Genomic DNA, 19,842 nt, shown 5'->3' with positions numbered 1-19,842 from the left:
CGACTCGCGGGTGGTCAGGGGGCGAGGCGGATGGAGACCTCGGACCAGCGGGTCAGGAGGCTGGCGGCGGCACCCGAGTCGACCGCCTCGGCGGCGCGGGTGAGGCCCGCCGAGAGAGCACCGTCCAGGTCCTCGCCCACCGGGCCGCCGAAGGCCGCGAGGGCGCCCGCCGCGTTCAGCAGGACCGCGTCCCGGACGGGACCGGTCTTGCCGGCGACCAGGTCGCGGGCCACGGCGGCGTTGGCCTGGGCGTCCCCGCCCCGCAGGTCCTCCCGCGTGGCACGCGGGATCCCCAGCGACAGCGGGTCGACCGTGGTCTCCCGCACCGCACCCGAGCCGGCGATCCAGACCCGGCTCGGCGCCGTCGTCGTCAGCTCGTCGAGGCCGTCCTCGCCCCGCACCACCAGCGCCGAGGAGCCCCGGCCCGCCAGGACCGCCGCGATGAGCGGCGCGAGCCGGGCATCCGCGCAGCCCACCAGGCCCGCGGAGGGCTGGGCCGGGTTGGTGAGCGGCCCGAGGATGTTCATCGCCGTGGGCACGCCGAGCTCGCGGCGCACCGGACCCGCGTGCCGGAACGAGGGATGGAAGACCGGCGCGAAACAGAACGCGATGCCCGCCTCGGCCACGCAGTCCGCGACGGCCGCGGGTGGGAGATCGATCACCACGCCGAGGGCCTCGAGCACGTCCGCCGCCCCGGAGGCCGACGACGCCGCCCGGTTCCCGTGCTTGACGACCGGAACCCCGGCCGCCGCGACGACGATCGCGGCCATCGTGGAGATGTTGACGGTGTTCGCCTGGTCCCCACCCGTGCCGACGACGTCGACCGCCCGGCCCGCGACCGTCACCCGGTTCGCGTGCTCGAGCATCGCCGCGGCCAGCCCGGTGATCTCCGCCGGCGTCTCGCCCTTCGCGCGCAGCGCGACGAGGAACCCCGCCAGCTGGGCCGGGGTCGCCTCCCCGGACAGGACCGAGTCCATCACCCAGGACGTGTCCGCGGCGGCGAGGTCCTCGCGCGCGATCAGCCGGCCGAGCAGATCCGGCCAGGTCTGTGCCGTCCGACCAGCCTGACCCGCGCTCAACGGTCGGAGACGCCGCTCGAGATCCCGCGCAGCACGTCCGCCACGGTCTCGGCGGCGGTCAGCGGGTCCAGCGGGTGCACGAGCACGGCCTCGGCCTGCGACCAGGTCGCGAGCCACCGGTCGTCCGCTCGGCGCACGGACACCACGATCGGAGGACAGTTCGTGATCTCGTCCTTGAGCTGGCGCGCCAGGCCCATCCCGCCGGTCGGCTGTGCCTCGCCGTCGAGGATCGCGAGGTCGACCTCGCCGGCGTCGCACGCCGCGAGGACCTCGCCGATCCCGCCGACCTCGAGGTACCTGACGCGGCCGACGTCGGGCGCCGGACGGCGGCCCACGGCCGTGACCAGCGCCTCCCTGACCTCGGGGCGGTGGCTGAACACCAGCACGTTCCAGGTACGGCTCGACGGCTGCACGGGCGCGGGGCTGCTCACCCGCCGAATACTAGTGGCCCCGCTCACGGGAACTCGATCAGCAGGTCGGACGTTCGAAGGACGTCCCGCGGAAAAGAACACCCGGGTAGGCCGACACGCTGTAGAAGTTGTGGGTCATAATGCCCGCGTGACGACAGCGGCTCCCAACATCAGCGCGCGGATCCACTCGCTGAACCGACCCAACCTGGTCAGCATCGGCACGATCGTCTGGCTGTCCAGCGAGCTGATGTTCTTCGCCGGTCTGTTCGCGATCTACTTCACCGCGCGCGCCCAGAACGTCGGCGAGTGGCCTCCGCCGCCGACGCACCTCGACGTGCCCTACGCGCTCGTCGTGACGATCGTCCTCGTGGCGTCGTCCTTCACGTGCCAGTTCGGTGTGTTCGCGGCGGAGCGCGGCGACGTGTTCGGCCTGCGGCGCTGGTACCTGCTGACGCTGCTCATGGGCACGTTCTTCGTGCTCGGGCAGGTCAACGAGTACCACACGCTCGTGACCGAGCACGAGACGACGATCTCGTCCAGCGCCTACGGCACCGTCTTCTACCTGGCGACGGGGTTCCACGGCCTGCACGTGACCGGCGGTCTCCTCGCGTTCATCTACCTGCTGATCCGGACGAAGCTCAGCAAGTTCACGCCCGCGCAGGCCACCGCCGCCATCGTCGTGTCGTACTACTGGCACTTCGTGGACGTCGTGTGGATCGGCCTGTTCGCCGTCATCTACTTCATCAAGTAGCGGACTCCCCCGCTCGTTCCCGGACCGACAAGACGTGAGGGTGAGACGCCCAGGATGACCACCGAATCCACCACAGAGCCGCGGCGGGAGCCGGACCGCCGCGCGCGGCCGCACGGCAAGGTCCGGCGCCGTCTCGGCGCGCTGCTGGCCATCACGGCGGCGCTGGTCCTGACCGGCGGCGCGTACGCGTTCTTCCTGCCGAACGCGCCGACCGCGACGGCCCAGCAGGACGCCGGCCTGGTCGCCAAGGGCCAGGAGCTGTACAACGCCGCGTGCATCACCTGCCACGGCTCCAACCTGCAGGGTGTGGACGAGCGCGGGCCGAGCCTAGTGGGCGTCGGCGACGCCGCCGTCTACTTCCAGGTCTCCTCGGGTCGCATGCCGTTGGCCCGCCAGGAGGCGCAGGCGGTCCGCAAGCAGCCGCTGCCGCAGTTCGACCCGGACACCGCGGAGGGCCGGGCCAACCTCGACGCGCTGGGCGCGTTCGTGCAGGCCAACGGCGGCGGCCCGGAGGCCCCGATGCAGACCGGCGCCGCCCTGCGCGGCGACGACCCGGCCCGCGGCGGTCAGCTGTTCCGGCTGAACTGCGCGAGCTGCCACAACTTCACCGGTGTCGGCGGCGCGCTGTCGTCCGGCAAGTTCGCGCCGAGCCTGACCCCTCCCACGGAGGAGCAGATCTACACGGCGATGCTCACCGGCCCGCAGAACATGCCGAAGTTCGGTGACCGGCAGCTCACGCCGGACGAGAAGAAGGACATCATCGCCTACGTCAAGTCGGTGACCGAGGGCAACAACCCGGGCGGCTACAACGCCGGGGGTCTCGGCCCGACGACCGAGGGCGTCATCGCCTTCGTCGTCGGCCTGGCCTCGATCATCGGCTTCGCCATGTGGTTGGGAGCGAAGAATTGAGCGCCACGGGGACGGGGGGTCCCACCCCTGAAGAGCTGGAGCGCATGACGCCGGACGAGCTGGCCACGCTGGCCGGCACCCTCGACGGCGTCGAGGTCGTCCACAACGCGCCGAAGTGGCCCGTCAAGGGCACCCGGGCGGAGAAGCGCGCGGAGCGCGCCGTCGCGATCTGGTTCGTGCTGGCCGCGCTGGCCGGGCTGGGCTTCATCGTCGCGTTCATCGCCTGGCCGCACGAGTACGTGGCGGTCGGCGAGCCCGGCTACGACTGGTACTCCAGCTACACCCCGGTCGTCGGGTTCCTGTTCGGGTTCTCGGTGCTCGCGCTGGGGATCGGGATCATCGCCTACGTCAAGAAGTTCTTCCCGGACGAGGTGTCGGTCCAGCAGCGCCACGACGGCCGCAGCGACGAGGTCGACCGCAAGACGATCATCGCCCAGCTCGCGTCGGCCGGGAAGTCCTCGGACATCGGCCGCCGCAAGCTGATCGTCCGGTCCGCGGGCGCCGCGGCCGGCATCTTCGGCATCGGCCTGGGCATCGCGGCGCTGGGCCCGCTCATCCGCAACCCGTGGAAGGGCGGGGACGACGCCGCCCTGTGGGTCACCGGCTGGCGGCCCGAGAAGGGCGAGACCGTCTACCTGCGCCGCGACACCGGCATCCTGGGCGAGATCTCCCGGGTCCGGCCCGAGGACCTGGAGGCGGGCTCGATGGAGACCGTCTTCCCGTACCGCGAGTCGGAGCGGGGTGACGACGAGGCTCTGCTGCACGCGCAGCGCGCCTCGGACGCCCCGGTCATGGTGATCCGCTTCCGGCCCGGCACCAAGACGATCAAGCGTCAGGGCCAGGAGAACTTCAACTTCGGCGACTACTACGCCTTCTCGAAGGTGTGCACCCACCTGGGCTGCCCGACGTCGCTGTTCGAGGCGCAGGACAACAAGATCCTGTGCCCCTGCCACCAGTCCCAGTTCCTCGCCACCGAGTTCGCGCGGCCCATTTTCGGTCCTGCGACGCGCGCACTTCCCCAGTTGCCCATTACCGTGGACAGTGAGGGTTACTTCGTGGCACGGAGCGACTTCATCGAGGCTGTCGGACCGGCATTCTGGGAGCGGAGGCCATGAGCGCCATCACCAGACCCACCACGTCCCCCGGCGCTGGCAGGGCCGCGTCGGCCCTCGACGAGCTCGACCAGCGCTATCACCCGGCGGCCGGGCTGCGGAAGCAGTTCAACAAGGTCTTCCCCACGCACTGGTCGTTCATGCTGGGCGAGGTCGCCCTCTACAGCTTCATCGTGCTACTGCTCTCGGGCACGTACCTGGCGCTGTTCTTCGACCCGTCGATGACCGAGGTCGTCTACAACGGCACGTTCGACAACCTGCGCGGCGTCCACATGTCGCGGGCCTACGAGTCCGCGGTGGAGATCTCCATGGAGGTCCGCGGCGGGCTGTTCGTGCGGCAGGTGCACCACTGGGCGGCGCTGCTGTTCATCGCCTCCATGGTCGCCCACATGTTCCGCACGTACTTCACCGGCGCGTTCCGCAAGCCGCGTGAGGCCAACTGGATCATCGGCCTGGTCCTGATCCTGCTGGGCATGCTCGAGGGCTTCACCGGCTACTCGCTGCCGGACGACCTGCTCTCGGGCATCGGCCTGCGGATCGCCTCGGGCTTCATCCTCTCCATCCCGATCATCGGCACCTGGGCCCACTGGGCCCTGTTCGGCGGCGAGTTCCCGGGCATGGAGATCATCCCGCGGCTCTACATCGTCCACGTGCTGCTGTTCCCGGGCATCCTGCTCGCGCTGATCGGCGTGCACCTGGGCCTGGTCTGGTACCAGAAGCACACCCAGTTCCCCGGCCCGGGCCGCAAGGAGACGAACGTCGTCGGCGTCCGGATCCTGCCGGTGTTCGCCGCGAAGGGCGGGGCGTTCTTCGCCGTCGTCACCGGCGTCATCGCCATCATGGGCGGGCTGTTCCAGATCAACCCGATCTTCAACCTCGGCCCGTACGACGCGTCGCACGTGTCGGCCGGTTCGCAGCCGGACTGGTACATGCTCTTCTCGGAGGGCATGGCGCGCATCTTCCCGCCGTGGGAGATCTACCTGTTCGGGAGGTTCACGATCCCGGCGGCCTTCTGGGCCACGGTCGCGTTCCTGCCGGTGCTGTTCGTCGTCGCCGGCATCTACCCGGCCCTCGAGCGGCGGATGACCGGGGACAACGCGTTGCACAACCTGCTGCAGCGCCCGCGCGACGTCCCCGTCCGCACCTCGCTGGGCGTCATGGGCATCACGTTCTACGTGTGGCTCGTGCTCTGCGGCGTGAACGACTGGATCGCGTACTTCTTCCACATCTCGCTCAACGCGACGACGTGGGCGGGCCGCATCGGTCTGCTGGTCCTGCCGCCCATCGCCTACTGGGTGACGTACCGGCTCTGCATCGGCCTGCAGAAGGGCGACCGCGCGGTCCTGGAGCACGGCATCGAGACGGGCATCATCCGGCGCCTGCCGCACGGTGAGTTCATCGAGATCCACCAGCCGCTGGGCGGGGTCGACGACCACGGCCACGCGATCCCGCTGTCCTACCAGGGCGCCCCGGTGCCCAAGCGGATGAACCAGCTCGGCTCGGCGGGCTCGCCCGTCCCCGGTTCGCTGCTGGGCCCGGACCCGGTCGACGAGACCGTCGCCCTGGACCAGGCGCGTGCCGACGAGCACCATCGCGAGCTGGAGCGCAGCGCCGAGCGCGCCCGGGCCCTCGAGGCCGGGGCGGACTCGGACCGGCTCGAGCTGGCCGGCCGGCCCGACGCGGGTCGTCCGAAGGACCAGACGGACTGATCGCAGAACGCGCCACGAGAAGGGGCCCCGCGCGAGCGGGGCCCCTTCTTTCGTGTGAACCCCTCCCGACGGGTGGGTCGGGGTGTCGTGTGGATCACTGTCCTGCTATCGTCGTTCTCGTGCGTATCGCAGCGATCCTCCTCGCCGCGCGTCTCGGGCTCCTCGTAGCCCGGCGCGCAGGCTGAGCCAGGTCGTCTGCGCGCACCACGGGCCCCGTCCCGACCGTCTCCCCCGCTGTTGGCGAGACCTGGCTCGCGTTCCCTGAACGTCACGAACGCATCCCGGAGCACTTCCCATGAGCATCACGTTCGACATCCCCACCGCCACCGGCACCCGCATGCTGCGCAAGCACACGATCGTCACGACGGGTGGCATGGCCGCCGTCCTCGAGATCGCCGCCGAGCTGCGGGACTGCAGCGCCCTGGTCAAGGAACTCACGATCGACGTCCACGAGGGCGTCGGCTGCAGCGAGCTCACCTGCGCGGTCACCATGACGGCCGAGGAGGCCGCCGAGTTCGCCACGCAGCTGCGCGCCCTCCCGGCCGTCTCCTCCGTCGACCCGTACTAGTCCCCCGCCCAGGGCGCGTCATGGAACCATAACGCGGTTCTGGAGGCCTCCTGAGCGCGTTATGGTTCCATGACGCGGCTGGTCAGCGGGCTTCCACGGCGTTGCGGGCGGCGGCGAGCATGCCGGCCAGGTCGGCGACCTTGACCCGCTCCGCGCCGCCGCGGGCCTCGCCCAGGCGGAGCTCCTCGGCGTCGAGACGCTCCCAGCCGTCCCACGTCACGGGGTCGATGCCGTAGGCCTCGAGCCGCTCGACCACGGACTCCGGGTCGGGATGCGGCGGGGCGGGCAGGGTGTGCAGGTCGTCGAGCAGGTGGGCGACGGTCTCGACGGCGTCGTGCTTGTTGGTGCCGATGACTCCGGTGGGGCCCCGTTTGATCCACCCCGTGACGTACGCGCCGGGCACCCCCGGGACCCGCCCGCCGTCGTTGGGCACGATGCCGGCGCGCTCGTCGAAGGGCAGGCCGGGGATGGGCTCGCCGGAGTAGCCGATCGCGCGGACCACGAGGCCGGCCCCGAGCGTCTCCTCCTCCCCCGTGCCGACGATCCCGCCGTCACGGACCTCGTTGCGTTCGACCACCACCCCGCACACCCGCCCGGCCTCCTCGACGAGCCGCAGCGGCGTCCGCAGGAAGTGCAGGTGGATGCGGCGCGACGCAGTACCCGGCTCGTGCGCCGTCCACTCGGTGAGCATCGCGATGTTCTGCTTCTGACGGCGCTCTTCCGGTTCAGGGACGCCGGCCTCCAGGACGCCGTCGTCGTGCACGAGGACGTCGACGTCGTCGAGATCCCCGATCTGGCGCAGCTCGGCCGGGGTGAACTTGACGTGCTCCGGGCCGCGCCGGACGACGACGTGGACGTCGGTCACCGCGCTGCCCCGCAGGGTGTCCAGCACCCGGTCCGGGACGTCCGTGGCCGCCATCTCGGCGTGCCCGCGGGCCAGCACGCGGGCCACGTCGAGCGCGACGTTCCCCGCCCCGACCACGACCACCCCGGGATGGTCGAGGAGCGGATCGAGATCGACGAAGTCCGGATGCCCGCAGTACCAGCTGACGAACGCGCCGGAGCCGTGACTGCCCGCGAGCTCCTCGCCCGGGATGCCGAGATCGCGGTCCACCGAGCTGCCCGAGGCGTGCACGATCGCGTGGTAGTGCTCGCGCAGCACGTCCAGGGGGATGCCCCCGTCGCCCACCCGCACGTTGCCCAGGAACCGGACCCGCGAACCGTCCGCGAAGGGCTGCTGGAGCACCCGGATCACGGACTTCATCTTCTGGTGGTCCGGCGCGACACCGTATCTGACCAGGCCGTACGGGGCCGGGAGCCGGTCGAGGACGTCGACGTCGACAGGGACCTCGGAGGCCAGCAGCGCGGCGGCGGCGTAGAGGCCGGACGGGCCCGCCCCGATCACCGCAACTCTCGGTTGGACAGGCATGTGGGGCGTCACTGCTCCTCGGCGGCCCCGGGTCGGCATCGGTCCGGGACGGTGTGGTGGTGCGCGTCGGACCGCGTCAGTATCTCCCGTACGGCCGTTCGGGTCCCGCAGGCCGGAGCGATTCATGTCACAAAGCGGTGAGATCCTCGCTCCGGAAGGTCCGGCGGTAGTCCGCGGGCGCCACGCCGACGTCCTTGCGGAAGTGGTGCCGCAGCAGGGTGGCCGAGCCGAACCCGCAGCGGTCCGCCACGGCGTCGACCGACAGGTCGGTGTCCTCCAGCAGCCGGCGGGCGTGCAGCACCCGCTGACGGGTGAGCCAGCGCAGCGGGGTGGTGCCGGCCTCGGACACGAAGCGGCGGGCGAAGGTCCGCTCGGACATCGCCGCTCGCCGGGCCAGGTCCGCGACGGTGTGCTCGACGTCGAGATGGGTGAGCATCCAGTCGAGCACGGGCCCGAGCGAGTCCGCCGAGCACTCCGGCACCGGCCGGTCGATGAACTGGCGCTGCCCGCCCTCCCGCTGCGGCGGCACGACCATCCGGCGCGCGATCCCGTTGACCACCGTGCTGCCCAGCTCGCGGCGCACGAGGTGCAGGCAGGCGTCGATGCCCGCGGCGGTGCCGGCACTGGTCACGAGGTTGCCGTCGTCCACGTAGAGGACGTCCGGGTCCACCTGCACCGTCGGATACCGCGCGCGCAGCTCGTCGACGCTGTGCCAGTGCGCGGTGACCTTCCGCCCGTCGAGCAGCCCGGCGGCGGCCAGCACGAACACCCCCGAACACACCGTCAGCAACATCGCCCCGGCCGCCTCGGCGTCCCGCAGCGCCTGGAGGACCTCCTCGGGGAACTCCCGCATGCGCGTGGCGGGGACGGCGACGAGGTCCGCCCCGCGCAGCCCGTCCAGCCCGTACCGGGGGACGACGTCGACGCCGCCGGTCGTGGCGATCGGCCGGCCGGCCTCGATCCCGCAGACCTTGAAGTCGAGCACGGGCAGCCCGTCGTCGGACCGGTCCAGCCCGAAGACCTCGCACAACACCCCGAACTCGAAGACGGCGAGCTCGGGCAGCACGAGCACGGCGACGCTGCGCAACATGGCCGCCAGCGTACTGGCAGAATCTTTGCGAAGCATGTCCCTGCTGCCACTTCTGGCAGGAACTCGTTGCGCGCAAACTTCCTGCCATGACCGCAACGATTCTCGTCCTCGCCGCCCTGACCCTCCTGACCTGGAGCCTCGTCCGCTCCCGCCGCGCCGGCCGCCCCTTCCGCCTCGCGGCGCCGTCCGCGGGCAGGCCGGTCGACATGGACCGCGAGCGCCTGCTCTCCGACCTGCGCGCCCTCCCGGACTCCCGGGCCGACGTGGAGACCCACCTCCGCACCTGACCCCGGACCCGCCCCTCCGCGAGCAGCCCCCAAACCCGCGAGTCGGCACTTTCGGGAGGCTGAGTTGCACATCGACGACGTCTGCCCGGCCCGTCGAGCACGCGATGTGCGATCTCGGTGGGCCCGCGTCAGCCCTGATGGAACTCCGTGAGCCGCTCCGCCTCCTCGTCCACCTCCCGGCGCACCGCCACCGGGAGCGGGGCGAAGGGCGCGGGCACCACGCGGCCGTCGGTGTACCGCCAGGTCCCGGCCACGCGGCCGTCGACGAGGAAGGTCGGGATCGACCGGGGCATCGTCACGGCGAAGACCTTCTCGCGGTGCTCCGTGGGCAGGACCCGGCAGCGGGTGGCGTGCCCGAGCAGCAGCGTGGCGTCGAAGGTCGACAGGAACCGGACGGGCGCGGGGGTGTCCGCCGCCGGGATCGGCAGCCGGGGTAGGTCGAAGAGCTCATCGCCGTCGGGATCGCGGAAGCGGCGGGTTGCGAGCCGGCCGAGCACGGCGCGCGCGGCCGTGATCGTCCAGCCCGCGTACCGCGACAGGTCCTTGGCCGACGCCGGCCCGAACCCGCGCAGATAACGCTCGGCCAGCAGCTCCTCGGCCCTCCCGAGGTCGACGGGCCGGGTGCCGGCCAGGCCGTAGACGTGCGCGCGGGGCGACTCCCAGGTCCCCGCGGGCGGAACCCGCACCAGATCGAGCCAGAGCTGCAGGCCCTGGAACGCGCTCTTCGGGTGCCCGTCGGCGACGAGTTTCGCGACGAGATCGGCCTGGCGCAGCGGCCCGTCCTCCAGATGGCGACGGGCGTCGGCCGCGACGGCAGGCATGTCGAGTCCCGCCGCGTCCTTCTGCACGCGGAGCCACCAGCGGCGGCGCGGCTCCCGCACCGCCTCGGTGAGCAGCGGATAGTCCGCGGCGGACACCATGTGGATGGTGCAGCGCATGACCCAGGCCTGCACGATCCGGCCGCGGGTCAGGGCGTCGGTGAGGTCGTCGCGGCGGAAGCCGGCCAGGCGGGACCAGAGCCCGACGTAGCCCGACGGCGCGTACTGGGTCTGGAGGCCGCCGACACGTTCGACGGCCTTGACCGGGGTGAGGGTCGAGCGCTCGAGGAGGAGCTGGCGGGCGAGGAGCGCCCGGTTGAGCTCGCCCCACGACAGCACCCGCTCTGCCATGCGGAGCACTCTCCCACCGTCGGACGGGGACGGGCCCACCACCCGCGGAGTCGGAGCGCGGCTCGGACAGGCCGTCGGCTCACAGCCCGGGCTCTACTCGCGGGCCCCGCGCACGTGTGAGTCGACGTCGCACGCGTGTGTTTCGACCTCCCGAATGTGCCGACTCGCGGGGCGTGAGAGGGCCGACTCGCGGGGCGGGCCGACTCGCGGGCCCCGGACACGCCCCCGCCGACGTCGCAGATGTGCGTTTCGGCCTCCCGAAAGTGCCGACTCGCGGAGGGGTGGGGGTGTCGGGGAGTGGGATGCGCCGGATGGAGGCTGGGGGATTCGGCCTCCCGCGGGTGATGATCTCCTCGGCGGACGCGACGGTGGGGAGGGTGGGTGCTCGACTGGTCGTTGTTCTCCGGGGCCTTTCCCACCGTGATCGTCGTGGTCGGGATCGTCGCGGGGGCCGGGCTCGCGCTGTTCGGCGGGATCGGGCGCCGCTGGTGGTTCCTGGTGGTGCCGGCCGTGATCGTCGGCGCCACCGCCGTCACCTTCCTGCTCCTCTGGCTGGTCACGGACGTGTGGCGGCCCTTCCCCGATCGTCTGCCGACATCGGTGTGGGTGTGGGGCGGGATCGCCGTGGCGGCCGTCGGGCTGGCCGTGGCAGTGCAGGTGCTGGCCGGGCGCGGGCGGGTCGCCTGGCTCCGCAGGATCGCGGCCGTGCTGGCCGCCGCGCTCGTCGCCGTCACCGCCGCCCAGAGCGTCAACCTGGTGTTCCAGGCCTACCCGACCACCCGCACCGCCCTCGGCATCGACTATCCGGACCAGCAGGAGTTCGCCGACACCCCGACTCACGCCGCCCGGCTGGTCCGTCCGACGCCGGACGTGCCGCTCGAGCAGACCTGGACGCCGCCGGCCGGCCTGTCCATGGACGGCCGGGTCGCGCAGGTCCAGATCCCCGCGACGACCTCGGGATTCCCCGCCCGCCCCGCCTGGGTGTACCTCCCCCCGGCCTATCTCTCGACGACCCGCGCCCAGCTCCCCGTGCTCGTCCTGCTCTCCGGACAGCCCGGCGACACCAACGACTGGCTCAACGGCGGCCGGCTGTCGGACCGGATGGACCGCTACGCCGCCGAGCACCACGGCCTCGCCCCCGTCGTCGTCATGCCGGACGACACCGGCGGCCAGTTCGCCAACCCGCTCTGCATGGACTCGAAGCTGGGCAACGCGGCGACCTACCTCACCGTCGACGTCCCGGCCTGGATCCGCCGCCACCTGCAGGTGAACCCCGATCCGGCGGCGTGGTCGGTCGGTGGCTTCTCCTACGGCGGCACGTGCGCGCTGCAGCTCGCGCTGACGGCCCCGGGTGTCTACCCCACCCTCGTCGACATCTCCGGCCAGCAGGAACCCACGCTCGGTGACCGTGCCACGACGGTCCGGGCCGCCTTCGGCACGGGTCCGGACGCGGAGGCCCGGTTCAAGGCCGTCAACCCGCTGGACCTGCTGGCGACGCGCCGGTTCCCGCAGCTCGCTGCCGCTGTGACGAGCGGCGACAAGGACGCGCAGTACCAACCGGCGGCCCGCCGGATAGCGGCCGCCCTGCAGGCGGCGGGGGTCGCCACGGAGCTCACGATCGTGCCGGGCGGGCACAACTACGAGGCCTGGGGCGCCGGGCTCGAGGCAGCCCTCCCGTGGCTGGGCCGGCGACTGAAGATCAGTTGACGCGCGGGTCCGCCTCGATCGCCGCCGCGCACGTCCGCACCCCCGCAAGGCCGCGCGCCCGGACGTGCCCGGGCCCCGTCACCGGCCCGCCAGGACCCTGTCGACGAGCGCGGCGGCGTGTCCGGCGTCCGAACGGTCCCCGAGGGTCCGGGCCATGGTGTCGGGGAACACCCGCAGGCCCTCGAGGCTGGTGCGGAGCCGGTCCGCCGCGCCCCCGGTCGCGATCATCAGGTCGGTGAGCGCGGGCCACTCGGTGTGCCAGGGACCGGCGGCCCGCTGGTGCTCGTGGGCCATCGCCGCGAGCAGCGTTGCGACCAGGCCCGGAGCGCGCCCGGCCGCGGCCCGCGCGGTGATCGCCGCGATCGGGTTCCGCTTGTGCGGCATGGCCGACGACCCGCCCGGCGCCCCCTCAGCGACCTCGCCGACCTCCGTCGCGCTGAGCAGGACGACATCCGTCGCCGGCTTCGCGCACGCCCCCGCGGCGACCCCGAGCGCTGCGGCGAGCGTGCCGATGCGGGTCCGCTCGGTGTGCCACGGGACGCCCTGTGGGGCCAGCCCGAGCAGCGCGGCGAGGGTGTCCGCCACGCCCGGCGACGAGCCGGCGAGCGTGCCCGCCGCTCCCCCGAGCTGTACGGGCAGGGCCTCGACGCGGGCGGCGAGCTCACCCCGGGCCGCGTCCAGCCCGGCGCACCACCCCGCCGCGACCAGGCCGAACGTGGTCGGCGTCGCCTGCTGGCCCAGCGTGCGGGCGATCATCGGGGTGTCCCGGTGGGCGGCGGCCAGCGCGGCCGCGGCGTCCGCGGCCCCGCGAAGGTCGTCCAGGATCGTCGGCGCGGCCCGCCGGACCAGCAGCACGAGCGCGGTGTCCATGACGTCCTGGCTGGTCGCACCGATGTGGACCGCCGGCGAGTCGCAGGCCGCGCGCAGCCTCGTGACCAGCGGGATCACCGGGTTCCCGCCCGCGACGGAGGCCTCGGCCAGCTCGGCGGGATCGACCTCGAGATCCTCGACGGCCCGGACCGCGGCGTCCGCCTCGGCCGCGGTGACCAGGCCTTCCGCGGCGGCGGCGCGGGCGAGCGCGCCCTCGACGTCGAGCAGGGCCCGGATCCAGGCCGCCCCGCCGAGGTGGGGCGCCACCCGTCCGGCACCTGCGAGGGGACCCAGCAGGTTCGTCATGGGCACGACCGTACGACACCGGCACCAGCACAATGGGTCCGTGACCCGCACAGTCCTGTTCGACCTCGACGGCACGCTCGTCGACTCCGCCGACGGCATCCTCGGCTCGCTGCGGGCCGCGTTCGCCGCCCACGACCTGCCGTGGGACGAGGCCGTCATGGACCGGCGCCTGCTCGGCCCGCCGATGTACGAGACCCTCCCCGCGATCGTCGGCGACGCCGCCACCGTCGCCGTGATGCCCACCTACCGGCGGATCTACCGCGAGAACGGGTTGCTGAGGTCCACGCCCTACCCCGGCGTCGAGGAGCTGCTCGGTGCCCTGTCCGCCGCCGGCGTCCGGCTCGGGCTCGCGACCAGCAAGTCCGAGCCCGCGGCCCGGGACATCCTCGCCAACCTGGGCTGGACGGAGCGCTTCGCCGCCATCACCGGCGACACCCCGGAGGCCGACCGCCCGACCAAGGCAGCGGTCGTCGCCGAGGCCCTGCGGCGGCTCGGCGACCCGGACCCCGCCGGCGTCGTGATGGTCGGGGACCGCCTGCACGACGTGCACGGCTCGGGCGCCCACGGCATCTCCTGCCTGGGCGCGGGCTGGGGCTACGGCTCGCCCGGCGAGCTGGCCGACGCCGGCGCGACGGCGATCTACGCGACCGTCGGCGAGCTCAGGAAGGCCCTCTCCGTCTAGGGGGTGCGGAAAGGCTCGGGCCGTGGCGGGCGACGTCCGGGTGGCGGCATCGCACGGCGCGTCGCGAGGGCGCCGGCCGGGCGGCGCGCAGGAGGCCCGAGCTTCTCGGCGCGCTCCAGCCGGGCGTCAGGAGGCGCGCGGGCCCAGCTCCACCGGCAGCGCCGCGACCCCGTGGACCAGCACGCTGTGGCGGTGGACGAGCTCCCCCGGCTCCACCGCGAGCGCGAGCTCGGGCCGCGCCGTGAACAGGCTGCGCAGCGCGATCTCCCCCTCCGCCCTGGCGAGCGGGGCGCCGAGGCAGTGGTGCAGGCCGTAGCCGAAGGCGACGTGCCCCCGGTCGTCCCGCGTCACGTCCAGCGTCGCCGCGTCCGCGAACCGCTCCTCGTCCCGGTTGGCCGCCCCGATCCCGAGGATCACGATCGCGCCCGCGGGGATCGTCGTCCCGGCGATCTCGACGTCCTCCGCCGCGAACCGCACCGGCGCCGTCGTGACGGGGGCGTCCCAGCGCAGGAACTCCTCGACGGCCGAGGGCCACAGCTCGGGCTTCTCCGCCAGGATCCGCCGCTGGTCGGGATGGGTGAGCAGGCCGACCACACCGTTGCCGATGAGGTTGACGGTGGTCTCGTGCCCGGCGATGAGCAGCATCATCGCCATCGCGACGAGCTCTTCCTGCGAGAGCGCGTCCCCGTCGTCCTCCGAGACCTGGGTCAACGCGCTGAGCAGCGCGTCGTCGGGCTCGGCTCGCTTGCGTTCGATCAGCTCGGCCAGGTACTTCCCGAGCCGCATCGAGGCGTCCTGCTTCTCCTGCTGCGGCGAGTCGTCGATCATGGTCGACGACCAGTGGCCGAAGTCGTCTCGGTCCTCCGCGGGCACGCCGAGCAGCTCGCAGATCACCCGCACCGGCAGCAGGAAGGCGTAGTGCGCCATCAGGTCCAGGCTGCCGTCCGCGGGCAGGGCGGCCAGCAGCTCGTCGGCGATCTCCTGCACTCGCGGGCGCAGCTCGGTCATCCGCCGGGCCGTGAACGAGCGGCTCACCAGCTTGCGCAGCCGCGTGTGGTCCGGCGGGTCGAGCAGCAGCATCATCGGCGTCGGCGCGGCCGGGAACTGGTCGCGCTGCTCGGCCGGCAGCGTGTACCGCCAGTCCTTGCTCAGCCGCTCGTCGACGAACGCGGCCCGGGCGTCCGCGTAGCGCGTGACGATCCACTGCGGACCGCCGGGCAGGTCGATCCGGCGCACCGGCTCGTCCGCGCGCAGATCGGCGTAGGCGGGGTAGGGATCGGCCCAGAAGGCGCCGTCGAACAGCTCGTGGCCGCCTGTGGTGGTGGGGGGCATGGCACCATCGTGCCCCACGAAGTCAGCGTGCGCTTACAAGACGCTCCGGGCTCACCCGGGCGGCCGACACCTCCCCCGTCACGGGCGTGGCGGTGACGACCGCGGCCCCCAGCGCGGCCAGCGCGGGCGCCGACTCGATCCCGGACCCGCCCTGACCGGCGAAGAAGTGGAAGCCCGGATGTCCCGCCCACGCGCCCACCACCGGATCGCGGTCCGGGGCGAACGTGCGCAGGCCCGCCCACGAGGTCCGGATCGACCGCAGACCGAGCCCCAGGACCTCCTCGACGCGTTCCAGCGCGAGCGCGACGTCGAGCTCGTCCGGCCGCACATCGCCTGGCGCACAAGGGGTCTCGTCCGCCGGCGAGAGCAGCAGCGCGTCCCCCTCCGGCTTGCTGTAGAAGCGGTCGGCCGCGTCCTTGAGCATCGGCATCCCGGGCGGCACCGCACAGGGTGAGACGGCGATCGTGCGGCGGTGCGGGACGAGCCCGGCCCGCGGGACGCCGGCCAGCGCGGCGACGTCGTCGGCCCACGCCCCGGCCGCGTCGACGACGTCCGGCGCGGTCCGGGTCCGCCCGCCGGCGGTGACCTGCCAGTCCGCCCCGGTCCGGACGATCCGCTCGACGCGGGCCCCCTTCACGACGACGCCGCCGCGGCGGCGCAGGCCGGAGACGTAGGCGCCGTGCAGGCCGATCGCGTCCGCCGCCGCGGCGCCGTCCGAGAACGCGCCGGCGCGGGCACCCCGCAGCCCCGGGACCGCCGCCGTGGTCTCGGCAGCGGTCAGCGGGCGCGGCGCGTCGGGCTCGCCCGCCCACTCGGCGAGGTCGCGTTCGAGCAGGCGCTCACCGTCGTCGTCGAACGCGGCCCAGACGATGCGCATCGGGGTGAGGAACGGCGGCGCGTCCAGCTCGGCGGGCAGCGCGGCGAAGCGGGCCGCGGACTCCCGGGTCAGGGCCCGGAACACCGCCGAGCCGTGCCCGGGGATGGAGGTGGCGGCGGAGCGACCGGTCGAGTGCAGGGCCAGCGAGTCCTCCGCCTCGAGCAGCAGCACCGCGCGGTCCGCGGCGAGCTCGTAGGCGACGGAGGCGCCCGCGATCCCGCCGCCGATGACGATCACATCGGGGTTCGGCACGGGGCCCACCGTAATTCGGTGGCGGGCCCGCGGCAGGAGTCCCTACTCTCCTGCGCATGGACCTGACGTTCCTCTGAGTCGGCGCGGCACTCGCCGCACCGCCCCGGCGCCCCTCCGCCGACCCGGCCCGCTCCGGATCGCGACGGACCAGGAGCGCCGCCCGTCCGTGAATCCGTCCCGGGCCGCTCGCCGCAGCGGCACCACTGCCTTCCCGTTCCGCGGAACCGTTCTGGCGCACGTGCGCCTGCGACGCGGCACGGGAGGCGGGCGGCCCTCACATCTCCGGGAGGTCCCCATGCGAAAGACCCGCCAACCTGCCACCACCACCGTCCCGTCCGGTTCCGGAACCCCTGCGCCGCAGGGCAACCGCGCCGCCCGCCGGGCCGCCGCCCACGGCCGGGCCGCCGAGCCGGGCACGGAGAGCGGCCGGCTCCCCGCCCGCCGGGACGGCCGGGCCCACACCAAGGCGGCGCACTCCCGCGCCGACTTCGCCGCTCGTCGCAGCGGCTGACCGCGGCAGGGCCACCTCCTGGAGGCCCCGCCGCCCCGGTGGGGCGGGACACCCTCCCGCCCCACCCCGGCCCACCACCCCCACCGCCCCGAAGGCCCACCCCGCGCGAATCGCACCCTGACGCTGCGCGAGTCGGGGCCTGCCGCTCCGCGAGTCGCGCCGCCCTTCCGCGAGTCGGCACTTTCGGTAGCCCGAAATACACATCTGCGACGCCCACACCAGACCCCCTCGCAGGGCTGCAGGGTGCACGGCCGACCCCAGCCCTCGACGGCTGATCATCAGGACATGAGTGTCGGATGATCATGTGAAATCAGCGGTGGTGCCCTGGTGATCTCCACGAGTGATGATCATCAGGACACTGCTGCGCATCGAGCACCGACGCGGGCGGCTCAGCCCTGCCGACGCACCTCCTGCGCGGGATGTCACGCCCCCGGGCGCCCCGGCGAGCACATCCGTAGGTGTCCGCACGCCTGGTCCCCGCCGCGGCACACCGCCGAGCGGCGATCATCACGCCTCAGCCGCGGGTCCGGCCCGTACCCTGGGGCCCGTGGCGGACGTGTGGTGGGCCCGGCCCGTCGATCCCGGCGCGGCCCCCGCGCTCGTCGCGGTGCTCGACGACCACGAGCGCACCCGCCTCGACCGCTTCCGCCGCGAGGCCGACCGCGCCCGCTACCTCGCCGCCCACGCGCTGACCAGGCTCGTCCTGGGCGCGCACCTCGGCGCCGATCCCGCGGCACTCGTGCTCGACCGCACCTGCCGCTGCGGTGAGCAGCACGGGAAGCCGACCCTGCCGAGCGGCCCCGAGTTCTCCCTGACCCACTCCGGCGACCGGGTCGGCGTCGCGCTGAGCACGGCCGGACCGATCGGGCTCGACGTCGAGGAGCATCGCCCGCTCTCGGATCTCGACGGCCTGGCCTCCCACGTCCTCTCCCCCGCCGAACGCCACCGCCCACCCCGCGACGCGACCGCGTTCCTCGCCGTCTGGACCCGTAAGGAAGCCCTGCTGAAGGCCTCGGGCGACGGCCTGTCCAAGCCCATGGACGCGATCACCCTCGACGCCTCCGGCAGCGTCCTGACCTGGACGGACGGGCCGGCCGAGGCCTGGGTCGTCGACCTCGACGCCCGGGGCCGGCCCGCCGCCGTCGCCGGCCTGGGCTCGCCGCCGCCCGCGATCCGCACCCACGACGGCGACGCCTTGCTGGGCTCCGTCTGACCCCGCGGCCCACAGCAACGTCCTGATGATCACCGCTCTTGGAGATCATCAGGGCAGCACCGCGATCTCCGCATGATCATCCGACAGTCGTGTCCTGGTGATCAAGGGCGGGCGCTGTCGTGGGCGGCGGGACCGGGCACCCGGGTCGTCGTCGACGTGTGTTTCGGCCTACCCAATCTGCCGACTCGCGGGGGTGGGTCGGGCGACGGTGCCCCACTCGCGGGGGTGGGCGCTCAGTCGACGGGGCGCCAGGGGCGGGGCGGGAGGGTGGGGAGGCCGCTCGGGGAGCACTGGCCGCCCCGCTCGCCGGCCAGGCGGAAGACCAGCCAGCCGACGAGGGCGGCGAGGATCGAGCCCGTCAGGATCCCGATCTTCGCCTCGCTGACCAGCAGCTCGTCGTCGAGCGCCAGCTCCGTGACGAACAGCGCGACCGTGAACCCGATGCCCGACAGGCCGGCGCCGCCGAAGAGCTGGCCCCAGCGCAGGGTGTCCGGCACCCGGCCGATGCCGGTACGCAGCGCGACCCAGGTCCCGATCGTCACGCCGATCGGCTTGCCCAGCACCAGCCCGGCGATGATCCCCCAGGTCAGGGGCGAGGAGAACGCGGCGGCGAGGGTGTCGGAGGAGAGCACCACGCCGGCGTTGGCCAGCACGAACAGCGGCACGATCACGTAGCTCGACCAGGGCTGGATCTTCAGCTGCAGCCGCTCGTTGGGCGACACCGCCTCGACGACCGCGCTCTGCGCCGCCAGCGCGCGCTCCGGCGTGGGGTCCAGCAGGAAGCTCTTGCCCACGACGAGGGCCCGCTTCATGTCCTGCCGGCGCGGCGCGTAGGCGTTGACCAGCAGGCCCAGCGCCACCCCGACGACGCTCGGGTGCACCCCCGACGCCAGCACCGCGACCCACATGACGATCCCGATGGCCGCGTAGAACGGCGTCCGCCAGAAGCGCACGAACCTCAGGCCCAGCAGCGCCAGGAAGAGCACCACCGCGAGCAGCAGCGCGAGGACGTTCACCTGCTCGGTGTAGAAGATCGCGATGGCGATCACGGCGCCGATGTCGTCCACGATGGCCAGCGCCAGCAGGAACACGCGCAGCTGGTCCGGGCACCGCGGGCCGACGAGGGCGAGCACCCCGAGCAGCACGGCCGTGTCCGTGGAGATCGTGATGCCCCAGGCGTTCTGCGCCTCGGTGCCGGCGTTGAAGGCGAGGAACAGCAGCGCCGGGACGATCAGCCCGCCGAGCGCGGCGGCCGCGGGGGCGGCGACGGCGCGGAAGCCACGGAGCTCCCCGAGCGTCATCTCGCGGGAGATCTCCAGGCCGACGCTGAAGAAGAAGATCACCATCAGGCCGTCGTTGACCCAGTGACGCAGGTCCAGATCGATCGACCACTCGCCCAGGTTCATCGAGAGTGCCGTGTGCCAGAAGGCCTCGTAGCCCAGGGGCAGGTTGGCCCATGCCAGCGCGAGCACGGCCGCGCCGATCAGCATCACGGCCGACCCGGACTCGGTCGAGAGGAACTGCCGCGCGGCGCGGGAGAGCTCGCCGCGCTCGGATAGGGTCGTCACCGCCACCCGGT

19 protein-coding genes are annotated in these 19,842 nt (G+C 73.2%); 10 read left to right on the top strand and 9 right to left on the bottom strand.

The features are described 5' to 3' along the window. Positions 1–14: 14 nt before the first annotated feature. On the bottom strand, positions 15–1,079 hold the full coding sequence (gene trpD, locus ABD324_RS07300) for an anthranilate phosphoribosyltransferase (protein WP_344413787.1): 1,065 nt from the start codon (positions 1,077–1,079) through the stop codon (positions 15–17). Next, on the bottom strand, positions 1,076–1,510 hold the full coding sequence (locus ABD324_RS07295; RefSeq protein WP_344413784.1) for a hypothetical protein: 435 nt from the start codon (positions 1,508–1,510) through the stop codon (positions 1,076–1,078). Before ABD324_RS07295 ends, trpD begins: the two co-directional genes overlap by 4 nt. Before the next feature lie 127 nt (positions 1,511–1,637). On the opposite strand from ABD324_RS07295, the gene ctaE reads away from it, so the two are divergent. From ctaE to ABD324_RS07270, 5 genes are all read left to right on the top strand, one after another. Then, a complete protein-coding gene (gene ctaE, locus ABD324_RS07290) occupies positions 1,638–2,240 on the top strand; it encodes an aa3-type cytochrome oxidase subunit III (protein WP_344413782.1) in 603 nt (200 codons plus the stop codon). Positions 2,241–2,294: 54 nt separating this feature from the next. After that, the gene (gene qcrC, locus ABD324_RS07285) at positions 2,295–3,149 is read left to right on the top strand and encodes a cytochrome bc1 complex diheme cytochrome c subunit (RefSeq protein WP_344413780.1); all 855 of its coding nucleotides are present in this window, start codon (positions 2,295–2,297) and stop codon (positions 3,147–3,149) included. Next, the gene (gene qcrA, locus ABD324_RS07280; protein WP_344413778.1) at positions 3,146–4,264 is read left to right on the top strand and encodes a cytochrome bc1 complex Rieske iron-sulfur subunit; all 1,119 of its coding nucleotides are present in this window, start codon (positions 3,146–3,148) and stop codon (positions 4,262–4,264) included. Before qcrC ends, qcrA begins: the two co-directional genes overlap by 4 nt. Then, on the top strand, positions 4,261–5,970 hold the full coding sequence (gene qcrB / locus ABD324_RS07275) for a cytochrome bc1 complex cytochrome b subunit (RefSeq protein WP_344413776.1): 1,710 nt from the start codon (positions 4,261–4,263) through the stop codon (positions 5,968–5,970). Before qcrA ends, qcrB begins: the two co-directional genes overlap by 4 nt. Positions 5,971–6,265: 295 nt before the next feature. Further along, the gene (locus tag ABD324_RS07270) at positions 6,266–6,538 is read left to right on the top strand and encodes a hypothetical protein (RefSeq protein ID WP_344413775.1); all 273 of its coding nucleotides are present in this window, start codon (positions 6,266–6,268) and stop codon (positions 6,536–6,538) included. An 82-nt stretch (positions 6,539–6,620) separates the two neighbouring features. On the opposite strand, the gene ABD324_RS07265 is transcribed toward ABD324_RS07270, so the two are convergent. Continuing rightward, positions 6,621–7,967, bottom strand: coding sequence for an FAD-dependent oxidoreductase (locus tag ABD324_RS07265; RefSeq protein ID WP_344413773.1), 1,347 nt, complete (start codon positions 7,965–7,967; stop codon positions 6,621–6,623). A 127-nt stretch (positions 7,968–8,094) separates the two neighbouring features. Next, on the bottom strand, positions 8,095–9,057 hold the full coding sequence (locus ABD324_RS07260; RefSeq protein WP_344413771.1) for a helix-turn-helix domain-containing protein: 963 nt from the start codon (positions 9,055–9,057) through the stop codon (positions 8,095–8,097). A gap of 86 nt (positions 9,058–9,143) precedes the next feature. Between ABD324_RS07260 and ABD324_RS07255 the strand changes: the two genes are divergently transcribed. After that, positions 9,144–9,344, top strand: coding sequence for a hypothetical protein (locus ABD324_RS07255; RefSeq protein WP_344413769.1), 201 nt, complete (start codon positions 9,144–9,146; stop codon positions 9,342–9,344). Positions 9,345–9,472: 128 nt separating this feature from the next. Here ABD324_RS07255 and ABD324_RS07250 read toward each other — a convergent pair whose 3' ends face one another. After that, complete coding sequence (locus ABD324_RS07250) at positions 9,473–10,513, bottom strand: winged helix DNA-binding domain-containing protein (RefSeq protein WP_344413767.1); 1,041 nt, start codon at positions 10,511–10,513, stop codon at positions 9,473–9,475. A gap of 381 nt (positions 10,514–10,894) precedes the next feature. On the opposite strand from ABD324_RS07250, the gene ABD324_RS07245 reads away from it, so the two are divergent. Next, positions 10,895–12,220: an alpha/beta hydrolase gene (locus tag ABD324_RS07245; RefSeq protein ID WP_344413765.1), complete on the top strand. Its 1,326-nt coding sequence runs from the start codon at positions 10,895–10,897 to the stop codon at positions 12,218–12,220. Between the two features lie 78 nt (positions 12,221–12,298). Here ABD324_RS07245 and ABD324_RS07240 read toward each other — a convergent pair whose 3' ends face one another. Further along, positions 12,299–13,396 carry a lyase family protein gene (locus tag ABD324_RS07240; RefSeq protein ID WP_344413763.1) on the bottom strand — a complete coding sequence of 366 codons (1,098 nt, stop codon included), beginning with the start codon at positions 13,394–13,396 and terminating at the stop codon, positions 12,299–12,301. Between the two features lie 40 nt (positions 13,397–13,436). Between ABD324_RS07240 and ABD324_RS07235 the strand changes: the two genes are divergently transcribed. Continuing rightward, positions 13,437–14,078, top strand: a complete 642-nt coding sequence (locus ABD324_RS07235; RefSeq protein WP_344413761.1) for an HAD hydrolase-like protein — start codon at positions 13,437–13,439, stop codon at positions 14,076–14,078. A gap of 126 nt (positions 14,079–14,204) precedes the next feature. Here ABD324_RS07235 and ABD324_RS07230 read toward each other — a convergent pair whose 3' ends face one another. Further along, positions 14,205–15,410: a cytochrome P450 family protein gene (locus ABD324_RS07230; protein WP_344413759.1), complete on the bottom strand. Its 1,206-nt coding sequence runs from the start codon at positions 15,408–15,410 to the stop codon at positions 14,205–14,207. Positions 15,411–15,432: 22 nt separating this feature from the next. Next, the gene (locus tag ABD324_RS07225) at positions 15,433–16,539 is read right to left on the bottom strand and encodes an NAD(P)/FAD-dependent oxidoreductase (protein ID WP_344413757.1); all 1,107 of its coding nucleotides are present in this window, start codon (positions 16,537–16,539) and stop codon (positions 15,433–15,435) included. A 295-nt stretch (positions 16,540–16,834) separates the two neighbouring features. On the opposite strand from ABD324_RS07225, the gene ABD324_RS07220 reads away from it, so the two are divergent. Then, the gene (locus ABD324_RS07220; protein WP_344413755.1) at positions 16,835–17,050 is read left to right on the top strand and encodes a hypothetical protein; all 216 of its coding nucleotides are present in this window, start codon (positions 16,835–16,837) and stop codon (positions 17,048–17,050) included. A gap of 547 nt (positions 17,051–17,597) precedes the next feature. Next, a complete protein-coding gene (locus ABD324_RS07215) occupies positions 17,598–18,263 on the top strand; it encodes a 4'-phosphopantetheinyl transferase family protein (RefSeq protein WP_344413753.1) in 666 nt (221 codons plus the stop codon). 233 nt (positions 18,264–18,496) lie between these two features. On the opposite strand, the gene nhaA is transcribed toward ABD324_RS07215, so the two are convergent. Next, the gene (gene nhaA / locus ABD324_RS07210) at positions 18,497–19,831 is read right to left on the bottom strand and encodes a Na+/H+ antiporter NhaA (protein WP_344413751.1); all 1,335 of its coding nucleotides are present in this window, start codon (positions 19,829–19,831) and stop codon (positions 18,497–18,499) included. Positions 19,832–19,842: the final 11 nt, after the last annotated feature.

The organism is Pseudonocardia ailaonensis, from assembly GCF_039531635.1.
Lineage (GTDB): Bacteria > Actinomycetota > Actinomycetes > Mycobacteriales > Pseudonocardiaceae > Pseudonocardia > Pseudonocardia ailaonensis.
Note: the sequence above shows the minus strand (reverse complement) of the source record. Positions and strands in the feature narration are given on the sequence as shown.